This window comes from Dickeya sp. ws52 (assembly GCF_007210685.1).
Lineage (GTDB): Bacteria > Pseudomonadota > Gammaproteobacteria > Enterobacterales > Enterobacteriaceae > Dickeya > Dickeya chrysanthemi.
Window position 1 is genome coordinate 176,533 of record NZ_SZVX01000004.1, and the last position, 19,741, is coordinate 196,273.

The following is a 19,741-nucleotide window of genomic DNA, read 5'->3' on the forward strand; positions in this document are numbered from 1 at the left end:
TGTTCCTTTATATTACCGCGAAGGTTTTATCCATTAAGTCAATAAGTTAGATACAGAGTCACTGTGTATCCGTTTCCTTGCCTGTTGACCAGTGCATCGCCAGTTTCTGGCCGGCTTTGATTTCATCCGGCTGCATGGCGGCTTCCAGATCGTTGCGGGCCGCCAGCGCCTCCGCCATACCCTCGGTAGCGGCCAGCGAATACCACGCGTAGGCGTGAATACGGTTACGGGATGCGCCCAATCCATCCTGACGCATCATCCCCATACGATACTGCGCCATACGGTTGCCGTCATGCGCCGCGAAGCGATATTGTTTCATCGCTTCCACATAATCGGCTTTTCCACCTTGGCCCAGCCGCAATATTTCGCCATACGCCAGGCGGGATTCGGTATCACCGGTCGCCGCCGCGTTGGCGAACACCTCGCGGGCGCGCTCCAGTTCGCCGCGCTTGAGCAACCACTCGCCCAGTTCACGCTGAGCCGGCACATAGCCCGCAGACGACGCCAGCACCAGATAGTGTTCCCGTTTGGTTTTATCCGCCTGCATCTGGCTCAGCTTGTAATCCGCCTCGCCGTTACCTTTACCGGAAGCGCGCTCCAGCCAGTAATGCGCTTGCTTATCGTCCTTCGCCAGCCCTTTATTACCGTCGCGGTAGGCTTGCGCCATCCACAGTTGCGCCGCGGCTTCGCCGTTGGCGGCCGCTTTCTGATACCAGTCGAGCGCGTCTTTACCGTCGGCGTGTCTCGCCATCCATAACTGAGCCTGCGGCTGCCCTCTATCCGCCGCCCGGAAATACCAGCGCTCGGCCAGATCGGTGCGCTTTGACACCCCTTTGCCCTGTTCATAGCGCTGAGCCAGTTGATATTGCGCGTCGCGGTTACCCTGTTCCGCCGCTTTCTCAACCCATTCGCTCGCTTCTTTTTCGGCGCCGGGGTGCGCGGCATACCACTGCGCCACCACCAGTTGCGCCGGCGCATAGCGGTTGTCCGCCGCCCGTTCGAACGCGTCCAGACAGGCCGCTACCAGTTTGCCCTGATGCTGCGCCTGGCAGTCGGTTCCCAGCCGGTAGCCGGCTTCGCCGTTGCCCAGCCGCGAGGCTTTCTGCCACCACTGGCGCGCCAGCGGGGTATTTTTCGGCTCGCCCAAACCGGCCTGATACCAATCGCCCACCTGTAACGCCGCCGCGGCACGGGTTTCGCCGGCGCCGGACAGCTCCGTTAATTCCGCCGCTTTTTGCATCCACTGCATCGCCTCTACGTAATGCGAGCGCGATGCCAGTTGCTTCGCCAGCCTGAACTGGGCCTCACCGTTGCCGCTCTGTGCCGATTTGCGCAAGTCCGCGTCGGACAGCGACGACACCGGCGCCTGACAGGCGGTCAACAGACAGACGGTCAACGCCGCCAATACTCGTGTTTTTTTCATCATGTTACCGTCATTACCCCTGGTGATATCCGGCGATGCCGCCGGGCGGCATCTCCACCCGGCACGACGGCCTTAACTGCCGCTATCGCCTTGCTGCAACCGATACAACCGGATGGTGAACGCACGCAGCTCATCTTCCATGCCGCGCAGTTCCGCCGGGGTCAGCGACTGGCGGGCCGCTTTACGCGCCTCCAGCGTCCGCAGGCGAATGCCGAACGGCACATCGGACGCCAGATCTTGCTGAATATCATAAAGTTGTGATTTCAGGTACGAAATGGTCACCGTGCGGCGCTGCTTCTCCAGATCCAGCAGTTGTTGCAGCGTATCGCCCACCCCGGCGCGTGCCTGCTCGTAACCGCTGACACGCGGCGGCTTGTCGCCCTGTTGGCGGTCAAGGGCTATCTGCCACTGCCGGTCCATCTCTTTGACTGCCAGCGAGTCGGGATACAGCTGTTGCATCACGCCTTTGAGCCCTTCGCCATACTGGTACAAATAGAACGACGACGCGTTCTTCACCTGTTCCAGTTGCGCCTGATAACGGTTGGTCAGCTCGCCTTCCATGCTTTGCAGCTTCTGCTCGCCCAGCACAATGCGCACCCGGCGGATATCATTGTGATCGGGTGCCGCCGGCAGCGTGTATGCCGGTTGCTGCAACAACGCCAGCGCCTCGGCTTTCTGCTCCTGCCAATACTGCCAACCGGTGATGGCCGCCACCGGCAACGCGCAGGTCAGCACGCCGCAGGCAAACCAGAACCAGCCCGGTTTCGGTTTACGATGCGCTTCAATTTTCAATACCGTCGGTTTCATCTGTCCTTTCTCCCGCCCGACCAGAATACTGCCCGACGGCAGCGCCGGCTGGGCAGCCGCCGCCACAGACGCCATTCCGCCCGGTTCCATATCGGACTGGAAGAACACCATCGGCGGGATCTGCATATCCTGCTGTTTTTTCAGCGTTTGATCATCAGAGACAATCACAATCTCGGTTTCATCGAACAGGTGGGTGTAGCCTTCGATAAAGTGCAGCAGGTTCTCCACCCGGGGAATGCGGCTCAGGCCGGAGTTGTGCAGTTTTTCGCTCATCAGTTGCAACGCGCGTTCGCAGCGATACACCAGCCGTTTGTGTTCGTGGCTGATGGCGTACTGGCGAATCACCTCGCTGATGCGGGCGATAAACCAGTCCAGAATTTCGATACGCGCCCGCTCCTGATGCACCGGCGGCCAAAAGTTTTCCCACTGGGTGACGATCAGGTTAGCGAGGAACTCGCAGCCTTCGGTGAAGCCGTTCAACCCGGCCAAACGCGAGCGCGCCAGGGTAAAATAGATGGCGGTTTGCAGGTCGACGCCCTGTTTCTCAAAAATCGCGGTCGCCATATCGTGCACCCGCATCCAGTCCACTTCCGGACGGGAGGCATGGCTCAGCTTGTTGATTTCCGCGCGTAGCGCCTCGTACTCAGGCAACATCCGTGGATCACGGCCCACTTTCAGGGCCTGTTGTGCATCTTGCATATCACATCATCCGGCTACGGGCGCATTCGCATCGCGAACGCGCCCTCAGGGTTAATAGAGAGAATCAGGCAGTTTGAACTGGCTGAACAGACCACCGGCAAACGGGTTGTGGCTGGCGTCGGTGTAAACGCGATAGGTCATGCCGCCTTGTTCCAGCGAGAAACGCACGTCGAAGGTGTTGTCGTTCACCTGCGTCAGTTGGCCGTTGGTCAACAGGCGGAACATCGCCCACGGGCCGGTGAAGCTCAGGCTGCGCGGCGAGCGTTCGCGGTCATCCGGCACCAGCGTCAGCTTGCTTTCAGCACCGTCGCGCATACTGTTCGGCCACACCAGCGGCGTCTTAGTGCGGCGTCCGTGGCTGTACTCCAGCAACTGGCCATCCAGGTTCAGCACGCTGCGGCGTTTGTTGGCGGTCAGTTCCACCGGCTCCACCACAAAGTGGATTTCCAGGCTGCCTTGTGCGTTAAACAACGTCTGGCGGATACGGGTGGCGCGATCCAGCTGTTTCACCAGTTCGGTCTGCAACGGCGACGCGCCTTCGCCCTCCAACATGCCGCCGTCCATAATCGACTTGAGGTTGGTCTGGTAGAAGCTGTCCAATGTCCCGCCGACGGCAAAGAAGCGCTCCATCTCGGACAACGGCACATCCTTGTCGGAAGACGGGTTGAACGGGTAGCGATCGGCCAGTTTGTCGTTGAACGGCGTCACCACTTTGTCCATCCACTCTTGATTGAGCGACGACATGGCCAGCCCGGTCACCAGACTGGCGCTTTCTCCCGCCAGTTGGCCGACCCAACGGTCCAGCGGCGCCGGCAGGCTGCGGGCATACTGCTGCAATGCAAACACCGGGTCGGCGAACTTGTTGCCCTGACGCGCCTGCACCGCTTTCAATGCCGCCTGCCCCGGATCGGTCGCGTTCACAATCTGATCGAGATAGTGGTAGAGATCGGTCAGCTTCTGATTGACCTCCTGCACCAGCGGCCCCTGTTCGCCCCGCCCGCTCAGCGCGGCATTAATCGTCATGAACGGACGACCGATGCGGGTATTGATGCCCTGCGCGGTGTCGTTCTCGTCATCCGCCAGCTTGCGGATGCGGGTGTTGTCGCTCACCGTGGTCAACACCCGCTGAAACGGCTGATCATTACCGGTAATGTCGGTCAGAATGTTCAGCGCCTGCTCCGGGCTTTCCAGCGGCTGCACATCAATATTCGCCAGCACTTTCTGCCACTGGTTGATGTAGTCGGTGATGTAGCGATCGTTCACCTGACGCAGAATTTCCTTGCGGTCGGCCTCGCTCAGGTGGGCGCGCTCACGCTGGCCCAGCACCCAGGCATCCAACGCGGTCAGATCCAGCAGCGTCTTATCCTGCTTGAGGTAGAAATCGCTGAAACCGGGATAGGTCAACAACCGCGGCACCATGCCCGCCTTGTCGTTACGCAGCGAGAATACCGAGTCAAACGTCGGCCCCACCTCGTCGCGGAGAGCCAAATCCGGCGGCAGTACCTGCGTCGCCTTCATCACCAGACTCTGGTAGACGCGCTGGTACATCGGCAGCTTGCTCAGCTCGCGTTGGGCGGCGGCGATCGGGTCGACGAACGGCGCGAAGGTCGACATCGCCACCGCGTCTTTCTGCTCGCGGGACTGGTGCCAGTCGGTCCTCTCCAGCGCGTAATCCAGATGCTGCATCAGTTGTTCCTGCACCTTGCCCTGACCGGGGAACGCCTTCTGCCAGCGCAGCGCCATGAACTGCTCCACCAGCGTCTTGTTGCGCCCGGAGGCGTCGTCCAGCATCCGCATCACCCGCAAAATAGTGAGTTTTTGCTCGCTGCCGGCCGGCGCCTGATTCAGGTCTTCCAGCAGCCCCTGCATTACCGCCGGCAGGAAACGCTGGTTGAGCATTTGCAGGTAGGAACCTTCCACGTAAGGGCCGATCTTATCGCCCTGATACAAGCCAAGATCCGCCATCATCGGCGTGCGTTCATGGTAGTTGCCGAACGACAGGGTCGCGTCGCGGATCAAATTCAAACGCGGCAGTTGCTGGTAACCGTAGCCCGCCTGCCCTTCCAGCTCGTTGGTGCCGATGAACGCCTGCGCCTTGGTCAGCACGTTACGACCGGCTTCTTCGTTCACCCGGTAGAAATGGTGCCAACTGCCTATCATCGCCAGCCCGAACAGCACCATGCAGGTAATGCCGATGCTCATGCGGCGACGGCGATACAGGCTGTGCAGCCGGTTTTCCCCCGCCAGACTGGCCTCCGGAAAAATCACCTCCGGGAACAGTTTCTGTACAAAGAAGGTATTGGATTCACCGCGCATGGCGGCGTTGATCGGCTCCGGCAATTGGTAACGCCGGGAAGCGGACTGGGCGAAGGCATCAAACGGTACGCCCTGCTGATACACCGAGCTGACATACACGCCGCGCACCAGAAACGCGCGATCGTCGCCGGTCGCCAGCGTTTCACTCAGCACTTCCGTCACGTAATCCTTCAGCCCGGCCAGTTGGCGCACGAAGGCGAACAGCGTATTGCGCACGCCGCTGTCCGACTGCGTGAGCAGCATTTCCGGCAGGTTATTATTGAGGTTGGCGATCCAGTCGTCCCAAAAGCGCTCCAGCTCTTCCAGCCAGCCTTTGCCGTGGCTGGCCTGCGGGGTAAACGTCACCCCGAGCACCGCCTGACGCGCTTCCCGGTTCAACGAGCGGTACACCACGTCAAAACCGCGCAGCATATCCAGACGGGTCAGCGCCACGTACAGCGGCAGGCGGGTATTGATATTGACCGCAATCTCCTGCAACCGCGCGCGCATCACCTGTGCATACGCCTTACGCTCCGATACGCTGGCCTGCGACAGCCAGGACAGGTCGATAGTCAGCACCAGCCCGTTCAGCGGCTGGCGACGACGGTTGAGGCTCAGCCACTGCAACAGATGCTGCCACAGGCGGGCGTGACGTCCGGCCGACGGCTCCGCGCCGACTTCCGGCTGGGCCAGCAATTGGCCGCTGGGGTCCCAAATCACCGCCGACTCGCCGACCCAACTGTTTACCTGCTGGCCGCCGGCCACTTCACGCAACTCCGCATCCAGCTTCGGGTTGAGCTTATTGGCCGGGTTGGCGCGATGAATCAGGCTGCTTTTACCGCTGCCGGACAGGCCAATGGCCAGATACCAGGGCATGGCGTACAACGCTTTTTTGCCCAGTTGGGTCTGAAACGCCTGTAGCCAACGGTCCAGAAAGGTTTGCTGGCTATCAACGTATACCTGCAAGGGGTCTTGCTCGATAGTCTGCTGTTCACGGCGCTCCGCGCGCAGTTGCTGTACCCGCCGCCAGACGCGCCAGGCGCTGTAGGCAAAGCCCAGCCACAGCCAAACCAGCGTGAACACCACGCGGCCCCACACGCTTTGCAGCGGGCGCATCTCGCCGAGGGTCAGACGCGGCCCCAGCCACCAGGCCAGTACCAACGCCACCACCCATACCACCACCCCCAACAGCAGCCAGGATGGTTTCAGTTTCGGCAGCTGTTGCCGCAGAAAGGTAATGATTATTTTCAACATAAGTGACCATTCAACTCCGAATGTCTTATTTCCTGCGGGACGCGCCCAGCCGCTCCAGTCGGCTGACCATTCCCGGTTCCCACTGCATCAGGCCCAATCGCTCGCTTTCCTGCCACAGGTGCTGATAATGCTGTGCCGCCAGTGCTTTCATGCCTTCTTCCGCCAGTAAATCCGCCAATACCAGCTCGGCCAAAAAACGCTCACGCGGTTCTTTCAAACGTCGAATACGCTCATCCAGTAACGACAATGCGGCGCTCAGCCCTTGCTCGGCGCAGCACGCCGCCGCCTCAGCCGCCAGGTCGTCCTGTCGCTGAATGCCGCCGCCACCACGCCCTGGCTGCGCGGATTGCAGCCACTGGGCGCATTTGGCCGACAGAAACGGCGACCCATCGCTAAACGACAGCTCGCGTAATTCCGGCAACCGGGTGAGAAACGCCGACAGTTCATCGGCGATGGCGCTGGCGACGGCGCCATGCTCCAGCCGGGTCGCTACCGTCGCTGACAGCATGTGGCCGTCAAACCAGTACGGTGCCAGCGTCAGGCTCTGTTCAATCTTGTTCCACAGCGCCAGATCCGCCTGTCCAAGCGCGCTGTGGTACTCATCCACCCGGTCAGGCGATACCGGCGCTAACTGGGTTTTGTTACCCCGCGCCGCCATCGGTGGGGTGGTAATACCCGCCCAGATAGCATTGCGGCGCAGGCGATATCCCACTGGCGCTTCCGGCTGACGTTCCACCAGTAGCGCCGCCACGGTAAGCTGCGTCTGCTTCCAGCTACGATCGTCCGAACTGTTGATATCCACCGTCGCGGCCGCGCTGGCGGCGGTCCCGGCGGTGCTGCCATTGCCGCCGCCGGCAGCCGCGTCGCCGGCCGTTCCGCCCTGCCCGCCAGGCGCGGGTTCCGCCGCCTGATTGGCTTTCTCCTGCGCCTGATGACGTTGCCGGGCACGCTGAAGCGCCGCCACCAGTTCGTCGGTCAGGTCCGCTTTGTCGGCGGCCAGCCCGCTCCAGCGCGACGCCAGCTGTTCCGCCAGTTGATGCAACTGATGCAGCTCCGCCCCGGAAGCATTCTCCGTCATGCGCGGCAGCACGCCCTCAAAGCGGCGAATAATCTGCACCATCAGTTTCTGTTTTTGTACCGGGCTGGCGGGAAACGCCGTCGTCCAGTAAGCCTCCAGCCAGCTGTCGAGCAGCATGATGGCGGTAGCGAACGGCGTCGCCTTCGCCGGGTGTTGCAGACAGCGCAGCAACTGCACCAGCACGCGCATGTCTTTGGTGCGGCTTTCCAGCAGCGTCAGGCACTGACCGGCGACCGCGTTGAGATCCACCTGGCTGTGCGCCAGCGATCCCAGCTTGACCAGTTCGGTTTCCACCTGTTCCCACAGCGGATCATCCGCCGCCACCGCCGCCCGCAACGCATCGTCGGGCAAGGTCGTCAACAGTCGCTTACACCAGGGGTGTGTATGCATACTCATCGCTCCTACCAGCGGCACTGCTGACGCAACGGCGCCAGCGCCTCGCCCAGCCCGGTGAGATCGATGCGCAACGCGTGATCCTGCTCGCCATTCAGCACCAGCTCATGGTGGCCGACCCAGCGCTTGAGCGCGTCGATCGCCGGCAGGCCGCGGCCAAATTCCAGCAAGGTGCCGCGATTACGCACAAACCAGTTATCCGGCGCGCTGGCGCCGTCAAGCTGGGAGGTGATGTTGTCGCCCGGCCACGGCTGGCTGAGCGTCAGCCGCAGATGGGTAATGCTGCTGGCGCAGCTGATCACCAGCGTGTTGCCGTCCGCCAGCGTCCTGGTCAGGGTGATATCGCCATTAGCCGCCTCGCGGTTGAGACGAAACGCGTTCTCCCCCGCGCCGCTTTTATTTGTCTCGGGCGGCAAGGCGCTCGCGCGTTCCGTCTCGCGCCCGAGCGCGTCGTAACAGGCCAGGCGCACCTGCGGCGAGGTCTCGTTGCGGCACTGTTCCCACAGCGATTGCCAGGCCGGGTCGGGCGAACCGACTGCCGCCATCAGCAGCGGCACCATCGTCAGCATCATCAGTTCACCTCCAGTTTCTGGCACTTGTGATCCAGGGTTCGTTTAGGAATATTCAGGCTTTCCGCTACCAGTAACCGGTTGCCCTGAAACTGCTGCAAACGCGCCGCAATCACCGCGGCTTCATACTGCTGGGTAGCAATGCGCAAATCCTGAATATGGTGGAACGCGTCGCTATCGGCGGCTGTGCCCTCACAGACCCGTTCATGCAATTCCGGCGGCAACGACTCCAGACGAATCGGCTCGCCTGCCGGCGTTTGCGCGCACGCCACCTCCAGCAAGTTCTTCAGCTCACGCACATTACCGGGGAAGTCATACCCCACCAGTTGCCTGAGAAACGTGCGGTGCAGCGGCCCCAGCGGTTTCTGCTGTTGCTGGGCGAATTGCCCGATAAAGTGCTCGCACAACAGGCTGATGTCGTCCGGGCGATCGCGCAGCGGCGCTACCTGCACCAGACACTGGCACAGCCGGTGATAGAGATCCTGACGGAACTGGCCTTCCGCCACCCGCTGTTCCAGCGGGTGATGCGTGGCGGCGATCAACCGGAAATCGGAATGACTCTCCTGACCGGCCCCCAACGGGCGGAAGCTGTGCGTTTCCAACACCCGCAGCAGTTTCGCCTGCATCAACGGCGGCATGTCGCCCACCTCGTCTAAAAACAGCGTGCCGCCGTTGGCTTGCGCCACCAGCCCGACTTTATTGCTCTGCGCACCGGAAAACGCGCCTTTCTCGTAGCCGAACAGCTCGCTTTCAATCAAATTTTCCGGAATGGCGGCGCAGTTAATGGCGATGAACGGCCGGTCGGCGCGTTCGGAACACTGGTGCAACAGCCGGGCCACCACCTCTTTGCCCACACCGGTTTCACCGTGGATCAGCACCGCCAGACGATGGCCGGCCGCCTGGCAAATCTGCTGCTGTAGCTGCCGCGCCGCGACGGACTGCCCGATCAACCCTTCCGCCACCCGCTTTTCCCGTTCATGCCGCAGCGCGCCTTCGTCTTTAATCTGGCGCAACGAATCGCGCAGCGCGGTCTGCTCGCGTTGGCTGCGGCCCAGCTCGCGAATCAGCGCCAACTGGCTGCAAAATATCTGCGCCAGTTGCGCGCAGTCGCCATGCCGCCCGAGCGCCTGTAATCGTTCCGGCGTATCCAACAGCGCCAATACCGCCAGCGGTCGGCCGCCGTCCGCCTGCAACGGCATAGCGAACAAGCCGCAAGCCGTGCCGGCATCGGCCAGCAACTGACGAAAGCCCTCGTGTTCGATACGGGCGCCGCCGTACAGCGACGTCCAACTGCGAACCTGATTTTTAAGCAACACATAGGCCAGCGGATGACTGAAATCATCCACGCTGAGCGACAGCGACAGCGGCGTGCGGTGTACCCAACCGCTGCACATCAACTGACGCCCGCTGACATCCACCATACCCAGCAGCGCCCCCTGCGGCTGCCATTCAGCACGCAGCGTGCCGAGCAGCCATTCACACAGGCCGGCTTCATCCCGGTGCCGGGTCAGCGAGAGCGCCAAGGCGAGGGCAGATTGCATGTTCAGCCCTCCACCTCGGACCGGAACTGGCCGTCTTCCACCTGGAAATGAATACGGCTGACCGGCTGGCCGGCCGACAAGCGTTGCAACAACTGCAACGACACCGGCGGCAACAGCGCGCCGTCGATCACCGACTCCAACATGCGTGCGCCGTTCTCGCTGCGGTTCGCCAGACGCAAAATCTCTTCCGGCACCGCCGCGTCGATGACGACCTCGGCACCAAAGCGCTGTTGTAGCAACGTCACCAGACGGGACAGCTTGCCCTGTACGATCTCAACCAGCGTGTCGTGGTCCAGCGGCAGGTAAGGGATTACTTCCATGCGCGCCAGTAACGCCGGCTTGAAGAACGCCGCCAGTTCCGGGTAGAGCGCATCCAGCAGTTCATCCTGCCGATCCGCAAAATTGACGATGGTCTGGAACCCGAGGTTGGAGGTCAGGAAGAACACCACGTTGCGGCAGTCGATCAGCCGCCCTTCGCCGTCCGCCAGTTCGCCTTTATCAAACGCCTGATAGAACAGGTTGAGCACGTCCGGATGGGCTTTTTCCACTTCATCCAGCAGCACCACCGAATAGGGTTTCTGGCGAATCGCTTCGGTCAGCACCCCGCCTTCGCCAAAGCCGACATAGCCCGGCGGCGAACCAATCAGGCGGGAAACCGTGTGCTTCTCCTGGTACTCGGACATGTTGATGGTGGTGAGATAATGACGACCGCCGAACATCAGGTCGGCAATCTGCACCACGGTTTCGGTTTTACCCACGCCGCTCGGCCCCACCAGTAAAAACGCGCCCAGCGGGCGACCGGGACGGCGCAGGTCGGCGCGGGCGGTCAGCAGGTGTTTGTGCAATTGGGCAATCGCCAGTTGCTGCCCTTTGATGCTGTCGCCGAGGTAATCCGGCAGGCGGGTGACCACATCCAGCTCGCCCTGGGAAATACGGTTCAGCGGTACGCCGGTCCACTCGGCAATCACCGAGGCAATCTGGGTTTTATCCACATGCGGCGATACCAGCACCGACGGTTGTTGCAGTTCCGCCAGCGCCCGCTCGCTGTCGGCCAGCTCGGCGGCGGCCGCGGCGGCATCGAAATCTGCCGCCGGTTCATCGGCCAGCAAGGCGGTACGCAGGGCGACAATCTGCTGCACCAGCGTTTTTTGCCGCTGCCAGTCGGCTTCCAGTTGCGCCAGCGTCGCGGCGTCGGTTTCGCGGGCGTCACGCAGCGCCGCCAGCCGCTCCGCGGTCTCACCCAGACCGATGCGGCCCTGGCGTTCCAGTTGGGCCATTTCCAGCGCCTGCTGGTGCAGGCGGGTTTGCAACTGGCTAACCGCGCGCGGCGGCGTGGTCAGGTTAATGGCGACACGTGCGCAGGCGGTGTCCAGCACGTCGATAGCTTTATCCGGCAACTGACGCCCGGAGATATAGCGCGCAGACAAATTGGCCGCCGCCTGCAACGCTTCTTCATCAATCAACACGCCATGCGACTGTTCGTAAATACTGCGTAACCCACGCAGGATCACCGTCGCTTGCTCGACGTTCGGTTCGCCGACTTTCACCAGTTGGAAGCGGCGCGACAGCGCGGCGTCTTTTTCCACGTATTTCTTGTATTCGCTCCAGGTGGTGGCGGCGATGGTGCGCAGTTCGCCACGCGCCAGCGCCGGTTTCAGCAGGTTGGATACGTCCAGCCCGCCGGCCTGATTACCGGCGCCAATCAGCGTGTGCGCCTCGTCGATGAACAGAACAACCGGCTTCGGCGCCTCTTTGACTTCCTGCATCACGCCTTTAAAGCGCTTTTCGAACTCACCTTTCACCGACGCGCCGGCCTGCATCGCGCCCAAATCCAGCGTCAGCAGTTCCACGTCGCGCAGCCGCTCCGGCACCAGGCCGGCGACGATGCGCAGCGCCAGCCCTTCAATCAGCGCGCTTTTCCCCACCCCGGCTTCGCCGACCACGATCGGGTTGTTTTTACGGCGACGTGAGAGGATATCGATCATCAAATCGATTTCATGATCGCGGCACAGCACCGGGTCCAGCTTGCCCTGCCGGGCGGACTCGGTGACATTCTGGGTATAGCGGGACAGTTGGGTGGCGGCGGCGGCCGCCTGCTCCGGCATCACGCCGGCGGCGGTAATCACTTCGGTTTCCGCCGAGTCTTTCACCCATTCGTCAAACTGCTGACGCAGCAGCTCGCGGTTAATTTGCGCCAGTTGGCGGGTTACCGTGGCCGACAGATAACGCGTCGGCGTCATCAGCAACACCAACAGCAGCACGCCGCTACGCAGGCGGGCGTGCTGGAGTTCGGCCGAGGCCAGCAGCCAGCTGTCCTGTAACCACTCCACCAGCAGCGGCGAAAACGAGGGATAGCCCGACTCAAACCCTTTGTCTGCGGTATTGGGCTGCAACAGGGCCGCCAGTTCGTCGGCCTCTACCCCGGCGTGTTTGAGGATCAGGCGCACGTCGCACAACGGCGTTTCCAGCATTTTCAGCAACAGGTGCTCAATGCGGATCTCCGCGCCTTGATGCTGAATACACAGCGCCGCCGCTTCTTCCATCATGTGGCGGCACAGCGGGTTGAGTCGCTCAACCAGGATCGGCAGTTCGATTCGAATCACGAGAATACGCTCCTGTTATTGTAATAATTCTCCCAGTTGACGCAGTACGTCCTGGGTCTGGTTGGTTAGCTGATAGTGGTAGAGGCCAAACGCCGCCGCCATCACCACGCACAGGCCGATAAACAGGGTGCGCAGCGAAATCTGTTTACGCAGTTGGTAGCGGGAAGACTGCTGCCCCAGATTGAGGTGGAACACCGTCGGCGAGTTTTCCGGCTCCGGGCGCAGGGTGTCGTGCAAGCGGCGCACCACCCGATCCAGTTCTTCGCGCCCTTGCGTCATCACCCGGTAGCGCCCTTCGAAACCGAGGCACAAGCACAGGTAGATAAACTCCAGAATGTCGCGATAGCGCACCGGGTCATCCAGCAGTTTTTCCAGCAGCACGAATACCTTCTCGCCGCCCCAGGTTTCATTATGAAAGCGGGTGAGCAGCGAATGGGCCGACCACACGCTCTGCCCGCCCCACTCCCGCCCCATCACCGCTTCGTCAATGAAGGTGCACAGAATGTAGCGAAACGACAGGATCACGCCGTTTTCGTAGCCGTGAGAATGCAGTTCCTGCTCGATGGCCTGAATTTCGGACTGCACGCGCTGATACAACTCCGCCACACCGCCGTATTCCGACAGCTGGCGCACCCGCTCCACCATGCCCAGCAGCGGGGTCACCGCGTCGATCATCGGGTTAATGCTCTGCCCGCGCAGGCGGAACCAGTAATCGGAATCCATATCCAGTTGTCGGGCGTTGTCATACAACAGGTCGCCTAACTGGTCGTTTTTAATGATGTCGGTACTCACGGGTTCCTCCTGTTAACTACTGGCCGCGGATGGCCCACAGTTGCATGTCCAGTTCCGGGAATTCGCCGGCAATGTGGAACGCCAGCGTGTTGCTGGTGACCAGTGATTTCCAGGCCGGGCTTTGCCTGTCCAACTGGAAGTAGCTGTAGCCGGCGTGGTACGGCAGTTGGCGCGGCGCCACCGGCAGCGGCAGCAGCGGCACGCCGGGCAGTTGCAGGCTGATGAGTTCGCGGATCTTGTCGCTGGAGGCGATCTTGGTTTGTTGCAGCAGTTGCTTGCGCAAATGCTCCTGCGGCATACGCGCGCGCACCGCCAGCACAAATTCGGCGCCGGCCATCAGTTCGGCATCGCCCACCAGCGCCACCCGCACGCCGTAAGGCTGCGCTTTCATCTGGATCGACACCGCACGCGGCGACAGCACGGTACTCAGCGCCTGACGCAGCGCCATCATCAGCGGCTCAAAGCTCGATTGCTGATGCTCGTGCCGGTAAGCGGGAAACTCCGGCGGCAGGCGCGACTCGTCGGTAAAGGTCATCAGTTCGCCGCACAGTTGCACCAGCGCTTCGTGCAGCCGCTCTGGGTGCAGCGTACCGAGACGCGCCAGATGCGACAGTTGCGGCTGGGCGCGGTTAAGCAGTTGCAGCATCATGAATTCCGCCACGTCCGCCACCCCTTGCTGACCGGGCGCGGCGATACGCTGGGCCAGGCTGCGGGCGCGTTCCGCCACCAGACCGGCGGATTCACCCAGAAAGCGTTTCAGGCTCGCAATGGCGGTAACGCTGATGCTGCACGGCATAAAGTTAGGGTCCAGCACCAGCCCGCCGTCCGGCCGTTTGTCGAGGATGTTGGCGATCGCCAGCGACGCATAAGCGCTGCGATCATCGCGTTCCAGCATCAGCCGCAGGCTGACCTTGCCCACTTCCATCGACACCACGTCGCCGCCTTCGCTGTGCAAATCGCGCACATCGTGACGATGCGATTGCAGGCGGGTGGCGATACCGGCCCCGGCCTGCCCGACTTCGCTGACGCCGTTCACCGCCAGCGGCAGCGCCAGATAGACCTTCTGGTTAGCCAGCGCCACATCGGTGATTTCCAGCGGTTGCGGCAGCGCGTCATCCCCCGGAATGTTGAAGACCGTGCCGTCCGGCATCACGCCGGTGGCGTTCACCAGCGCGATACGCCCGAAGTTGAGGTATTCCTCGTTGATCGCCAGCGATTGCAGGCCGTAGAAATAGTCGCTAAGCGCGCTAAGACGGGCATGGAGCGCGTAGTCCGTGTGTCTTTGCTGTTGCTGGAAATGCTGCGGCTTGATGAACAGCCCTTCCCGCCAAATAATCCGATTTCGGCTCGACATAGTTATTCTTCTTCTTGATCTTTCTTGATTTCGACTTCTTCACGGCGCAAATGCACCAGAAGCTGATAAGTGCGACCGGTGTTTTTCAGTTTGATAACCTTGCGCCACTCGGCGCTGTCCGGGTCGGCGTACTTGGCAATCACCCCGATGTAATGCACTTTCTCATCCAGCTTGACCGGCGGCAGGTATTTGAACTGCCCCGGCAGCAGCGTGTAGTCCTGATGACTGAGGTAATTCTTGGCCAGCGCCTTTTCGATGTCGCCGGTCACCTGGTCATAGTCGGTCGCCAGCAGGCGTGAATCCTCCGCCAGCATCACCAGTTGAAACTCAATGGGCGCCGCGTCGCCGCTCTCGCTGGGGTTAACATCCGGCTCCGCCAGCAGGCTGAAACCGACGGTGGACGGCTGGTTATCATTGCTGCCTATCTGAATATCCGGGTTGGCCGCCACCTTCGCCATTTTGCCGAGCGTGGAACAGCCGGGCAGCAGCAGCATCAGAACGCATAACCACCCGGTTCGCAGCATTAAGGCTCGCAGCATTATTTCTGCTCCTGTTGCTGGCGAACCGCACGGTCATACGCCTGCGCATACACCTGATGAAACAGTTTCTGGAACCCTTGCTGGCGCGGCGAGGTCAGCTCGCGGTAATAGTGCTGGTACATCTGCCACGCCCAGCCGTCGTCCAGCGCCTGGCGTTCGCCGCTGCGGCGGTAATGCTCGAAACGCCCCAGCAGCGCCGCCGGAGAAAACGCCTGCAAAATGCTTTCCAGCGCCACGGCGATCGCCTGCTGGTTGGCCCGGTGATGCGCCTGCATATTACTCAGCACTTCACTGATGGCGGCCGGTGCGGACAGGTGCACCGGGCTTTTATCGTCGGCGAACAGCAGCGACAACGTATCGGTGTAATCCAGCCCCAGGCGCAGCGGGTTATCTTCAATCGGCCGTAGATGGGTATCCGCCAGCGCCGCCTGATCGGCCTGCAACGTCAGCAAGCCTTCCACCATTGCTTTGAGGCTTTTGCCCATCTCTTCGAGCATCTCGCGCAGTTGTTGCTCATCGCCGGTATTGAGCGATACGCCCAGCCCGCGCAGCAGCGGCGCCAGCGTCACCGCGTCAACCGCGCCGCCCAGCCCCGCCCCGGCGTGCGGATTGTCAATGGTCGGTAATTCCACAAATTTCTGATCCATGGTGTCCTCAACGGCAGAAAAAGAAGAAAGCGAGGTCGGCAGTTCATCGCCGCGCTCAGCCTCCGTTGCCAGCGGCGAGCGGCTCTGTTCCTGCTGCAACGCCCACAACGGGTCGTTAAATCGGTCTATCGCCGTCTCATCGGCGGGCGCACTACGTCGTTCTTCGCCAAGCCACCCTTCCAGTACATCGCCGGGGCGCTGCCCCAGCACCTGATCGATATCCTGCTCGCGCGCCGGATCCTCGAGGTAAACCCCCAGACGGAACGGGCCAATCACCAGTTCATCGCCATGATCCAGCCGTACCCGCCGATCGCGGCCGATGGGCGACAACGCGCCGTTGATGAAGGTCTGGCCGCTCAGGTCGCAGACGCAGAAATGGCCGTCTTGTAATTCGATGCGCGCATGTTCCGGTAATACCGCTCCCAGTCGGTCGCGCAATTGCCACTGATCCTTTTCCGATGCGCCCAGCGTGCCGCCGCGGTGATCAAAGCGGTGCTGCACCTGCGAGTTGATATCCAGTTGTTCGCTGTTGAGCACCACCAGCGTGAGTGGGTTGTTTTCGTTCACAATTACTCCTGCACACAAATCGTCACATACGGGTCGGCGGGCGGCTGCCCGAGAAAGCTGCTCCATCCCAGACGGCTGCTCTGGTCATCGCCCAGCCGCAACCCCCTGGCTTCCCCTTCGGCGAAACCGAGGCGCAAGTCCCAGGCCAGTTGATCGCGCAGAATGAAGGAAACAAAACGCACCAGCGGTTGAAAATGCTCGCCGTTGGGCAGGAAACTGAGAAAACGGCCGAAGCTGAGGTTATCCACTTTCAGCAGGAATTTGCCGGCGCAATCGTTCACCTTGTCGCCGATGACTAAATCGCCGCCCAGCACGCTGTTGGCGCGCCCCAGCCGGTTTTGCTGGTCCTCGAAAATCGGTACTTTGCGGTGCTGCCAGGCGATGACCTCGACGTCTTCCAGGTCGAAACAGTGGATGACCAGACCGGCGACCACTTCCGGCGAGCGGCTGGGGCTGGCCAGCAGGCCGGCGTAAGACAACATCTTGGCGCGGTTGACCGGCAGGCTGTCGCGCACGGCGTCGTTGCCGAGCCCCACCAGCGCGAACATCAGCCGGGAGAAGCCGTCTTCACCGTCATTCTGGAAACGTACGTGATAACGGTATTTTCGCCAGGCGCGGTGTAGCAGCGTCAGCAACCGGTGATGGAAGAAATCGAGAAACACGCCCAGTTTTTGCTCGCCCTGCGCGTATTCCCACGCCAGCTCTTCGAGGTAATACCCCGGCATCGGCGACTGGCTGCCGTGCAGCCCGAGAAACGCCACTTCCAGCTCTTGCCGGCCGTCACTGTCTTCGCCCACCCGCAGCACATCGCTGGGGTGAAAACCGATTGATGCGGTAGCGCGAAAGCGAATGCGCTCCAGTTCAGGCCGGAAGTCGAGCGCCTGCTCCAGATCGACGCCTTCCACCTGGTTGAGCAATTCCACCAGTTGAAAGAAGTTGAAGTGGCGCGCATCCTGGCGAAACATCGCCTGCCCTGCGGTCACATCATCGAGTGCTGACCTATCTGTACCGGCCATCGGTAGCGCTCCTTGTTATCGATGTTGACCACTTCCAGCAGATGGAAGGCGTTGACGCTGGCGTACAACGAGAAGAAATGCGCCAGCACGGTGCTGAACAGATAGAGTTCGCCTTCACTGGCGAACGCCGACTGCCGCACCGACAAAACCGACTTGAGCCCGCGCACCGGCATCCCCTGCACCAGCCGGTCCACCGGTGTGGTTTCAATCGTTTCTATCCCCGCCAGCCGCTTGCGCGACGCCTGCTCCGCCTGCTTGTCATGCAACGCCGGAAAGTCGTAGGTACGCAAGATCTGCACCAGCGCATCACGGCGCAGCAGCGACACATAGTTCAGCGACAGGTTGGAGATCAGCGTCCAGTGCAGGCTGCCGTCCAACGCCGGGCGCAGCGGGCGGGTGGGCCGAATCAGGTTGCGGAAGGTAGCGAAAGACGGCGAATTGCCGGTCGGCACGCAGATGGCGCCCACCGGCAACTGCGCCGCCCGCGAGCGGTTGGTGCAGGTCAGGCTAACCGAAATGGACTCATCCAGATCGATAACCTCTTTCTCGTCGCCGCGCACAAACGACAGCAAATGCTCAAAGCCGTCGCCGCTGACCGCTTCACGCACCCGAATGCGGTAATACAGCGCCAGCCGCCCTTTGGCTCGTTCGATTTGGTGCTGGAAACTTTCGAACGGCTGGTAGAGCCGCGGAATGCCGCGCGCGCGCCCGCTGTTGCCCTCCACCCAGCCTTCCACTTTGTCGATGGAAAAAATCTCGAAACTGTCGGCGTGGCGATAGCTGGCTTTGAGCGGGTAATCCGTCTGGCGGCCGTCAAGGTTGATCGGTTCGCTGTCATGGCGGAACAGATTGATGGCCGGCACGCAGTTGAGCATGAACGAATCCGGACGGATTTTCAGTTCCGCCGGCAGCGGCCGGTCAAAGCAGAAATGCAGTTTGAAATCCGTCACCATCAGCGGCTGGTTAGGCCAACTGGCGCCGGACAACTGGAAGAACAGAAAACTTTCCGGAAAACAGAAATACTCCTGCAGGATGCGGTAGCCGGAGTAGACGTTGCCGGGATACGGCAGCATCGCGTCTTCGCGCTCGAAGCCGACGGTTTTCAGCACATTCGCCTGCTGGCGAAAGCGTTTCCCGTCAATTTCCAGCTCAATGTGCGACAGCTGGCTGGCTATCCAGAAATAGAGTTCATAGGCGGTGTAACGGTCGCCGCCCAGGAAGAAACGCAGTTTATCGAGCTGCAAATCCCCCAGCGACAACGGCCCGTGCAGGCCGATATCCAGCGTGATGGCGGACATGTCGTTGCCGCTTTGCGCGTTAATCCGGTGGATATCCGCCGGGTAGATCCAGGCATCGTGGCAGGTTTGGAAATGGCAGACCACATCGTCTATCGGCAGGCTGTCCAGCTCGCAGCCGCGCGCCACGAACGCCGGCTGCGCGATGGCGCCGGGCAGTACCGAAAACTGCATGATGGTCATGCTGGGTACCGGGCGCAAATAGTTCGGCCACAGCATCCCCAGCAGGCCGTGCGTCAGCTCCGGAAACTCATCCTCGATCTTCGCCCGCAAACTGCCGGTCAAAAAGGCGAAGCCTTCCAGCAACCGCTCGACATCCGGATCCGTGGTCTGTTCTGACAAAAATCGGGTAAGTTCAGGGTGTGCTTTGGCGAATTCGCGCCCTTGCAGGCGCAAATAAGCGAGTTCATCCCTGAAGAAATGTTCCAGCGACATAATCACATCATTCTGTAATGGCGGTGGCTGTCCATATGAATATTGAAGGAGGTGACCTGCTCCAGTTCTTCCAGCCGCACATGTGCGGTGACCTGAAACGACATCTCCAGCGGGTTGGACAGATAGTCCGATGCACTGACGTCCACATGGACAATGCGCGGTTCAAAGCGACAGATACACTGTCGGATCGCTTCACGGATTTTGCCCCGGATATCCGCGCCGCCCTGCGTGGCGTCATTAAAATCAATCACGCCAAGCTCGGGTGCGCTGCGACAACTGCCGGGGCGCGTATTCAGTACCTGATCAAGCTGGCGTTTCACCGACGCGATCAGGTCTTCCAACTCCGTTTCGGGAGAGGAACGGCGCTCCTCTCCCCGGATACGATCAAACAGGCTGGCCGCAGATCCCCGCTCCCAGGCAGAGAGCGACGGCAT

14 protein-coding genes are annotated in these 19,741 nt (G+C 61.3%); all 14 read right to left on the reverse strand.

Annotated features, from left to right (window positions below):
* Positions 1 to 58: 58 nt before the first annotated feature.
* The 14 genes from FDP13_RS05505 to tssE all read right to left on the reverse strand — a co-directional run bounded on the left by FDP13_RS05505 (position 59) and on the right by tssE (position 19,741).
* The gene (locus FDP13_RS05505) at positions 59 to 1,426 is read right to left on the reverse strand and encodes a tetratricopeptide repeat protein (protein ID WP_143838957.1); all 1,368 of its coding nucleotides are present in this window, start codon (positions 1,424 to 1,426) and stop codon (positions 59 to 61) included.
* Positions 1,427 to 1,495: 69 nt separating this feature from the next.
* Positions 1,496 to 2,929, reverse strand: a complete 1,434-nt coding sequence (locus FDP13_RS05510) for a VasL domain-containing protein (protein ID WP_033575889.1) — start codon at positions 2,927 to 2,929, stop codon at positions 1,496 to 1,498.
* A 51-nt stretch (positions 2,930 to 2,980) separates the two neighbouring features.
* Complete coding sequence (gene tssM, locus FDP13_RS05515; protein ID WP_012770473.1) at positions 2,981 to 6,478, reverse strand: type VI secretion system membrane subunit TssM; 3,498 nt, start codon at positions 6,476 to 6,478, stop codon at positions 2,981 to 2,983.
* Between the two features lie 25 nt (positions 6,479 to 6,503).
* On the reverse strand, positions 6,504 to 7,946 hold the full coding sequence (tssA, locus tag FDP13_RS05520; protein ID WP_143838958.1) for a type VI secretion system protein TssA: 1,443 nt from the start codon (positions 7,944 to 7,946) through the stop codon (positions 6,504 to 6,506).
* A gap of 11 nt (positions 7,947 to 7,957) precedes the next feature.
* Positions 7,958 to 8,521: a type VI secretion system-associated protein VasI gene (gene vasI, locus FDP13_RS05525; protein ID WP_012770475.1), complete on the reverse strand. Its 564-nt coding sequence runs from the start codon at positions 8,519 to 8,521 to the stop codon at positions 7,958 to 7,960.
* Positions 8,521 to 10,059 carry a sigma-54-dependent Fis family transcriptional regulator gene (locus FDP13_RS05530; RefSeq protein WP_033575893.1) on the reverse strand — a complete coding sequence of 513 codons (1,539 nt, stop codon included), beginning with the start codon at positions 10,057 to 10,059 and terminating at the stop codon, positions 8,521 to 8,523. Before FDP13_RS05530 ends, vasI begins: the two co-directional genes overlap by 1 nt.
* A 2-nt stretch (positions 10,060 to 10,061) precedes the next feature.
* A complete protein-coding gene (gene tssH / locus FDP13_RS05535) occupies positions 10,062 to 12,662 on the reverse strand; it encodes a type VI secretion system ATPase TssH (RefSeq protein WP_143838959.1) in 2,601 nt (866 codons plus the stop codon).
* A gap of 15 nt (positions 12,663 to 12,677) precedes the next feature.
* Entirely contained in the window at positions 12,678 to 13,454 is a 777-nt protein-coding gene (gene icmH, locus FDP13_RS05540; protein WP_012770478.1) for a type IVB secretion system protein IcmH/DotU, read from the reverse strand.
* Between the two features lie 16 nt (positions 13,455 to 13,470).
* Entirely contained in the window at positions 13,471 to 14,808 is a 1,338-nt protein-coding gene (gene tssK / locus FDP13_RS05545; RefSeq protein ID WP_033575895.1) for a type VI secretion system baseplate subunit TssK, read from the reverse strand.
* Between the two features lie 2 nt (positions 14,809 to 14,810).
* Positions 14,811 to 15,347, reverse strand: a complete 537-nt coding sequence (gene tssJ, locus FDP13_RS05550; RefSeq protein WP_143838960.1) for a type VI secretion system lipoprotein TssJ — start codon at positions 15,345 to 15,347, stop codon at positions 14,811 to 14,813.
* Entirely contained in the window at positions 15,347 to 16,561 is a 1,215-nt protein-coding gene (tagH, locus tag FDP13_RS05555) for a type VI secretion system-associated FHA domain protein TagH (protein ID WP_027712628.1), read from the reverse strand. Before tagH ends, tssJ begins: the two co-directional genes overlap by 1 nt.
* 2 nt (positions 16,562 to 16,563) lie before the next feature.
* Complete coding sequence (gene tssG / locus FDP13_RS05560) at positions 16,564 to 17,577, reverse strand: type VI secretion system baseplate subunit TssG (protein ID WP_027712629.1); 1,014 nt, start codon at positions 17,575 to 17,577, stop codon at positions 16,564 to 16,566.
* The gene (gene tssF / locus FDP13_RS05565) at positions 17,541 to 19,307 is read right to left on the reverse strand and encodes a type VI secretion system baseplate subunit TssF (protein ID WP_012770483.1); all 1,767 of its coding nucleotides are present in this window, start codon (positions 19,305 to 19,307) and stop codon (positions 17,541 to 17,543) included. The genes tssG and tssF overlap by 37 nt, the downstream gene beginning before the upstream one ends.
* Positions 19,308 to 19,309: 2 nt before the next feature.
* The gene (tssE, locus tag FDP13_RS05570) at positions 19,310 to 19,741 is read right to left on the reverse strand and encodes a type VI secretion system baseplate subunit TssE (RefSeq protein ID WP_012770484.1); all 432 of its coding nucleotides are present in this window, start codon (positions 19,739 to 19,741) and stop codon (positions 19,310 to 19,312) included.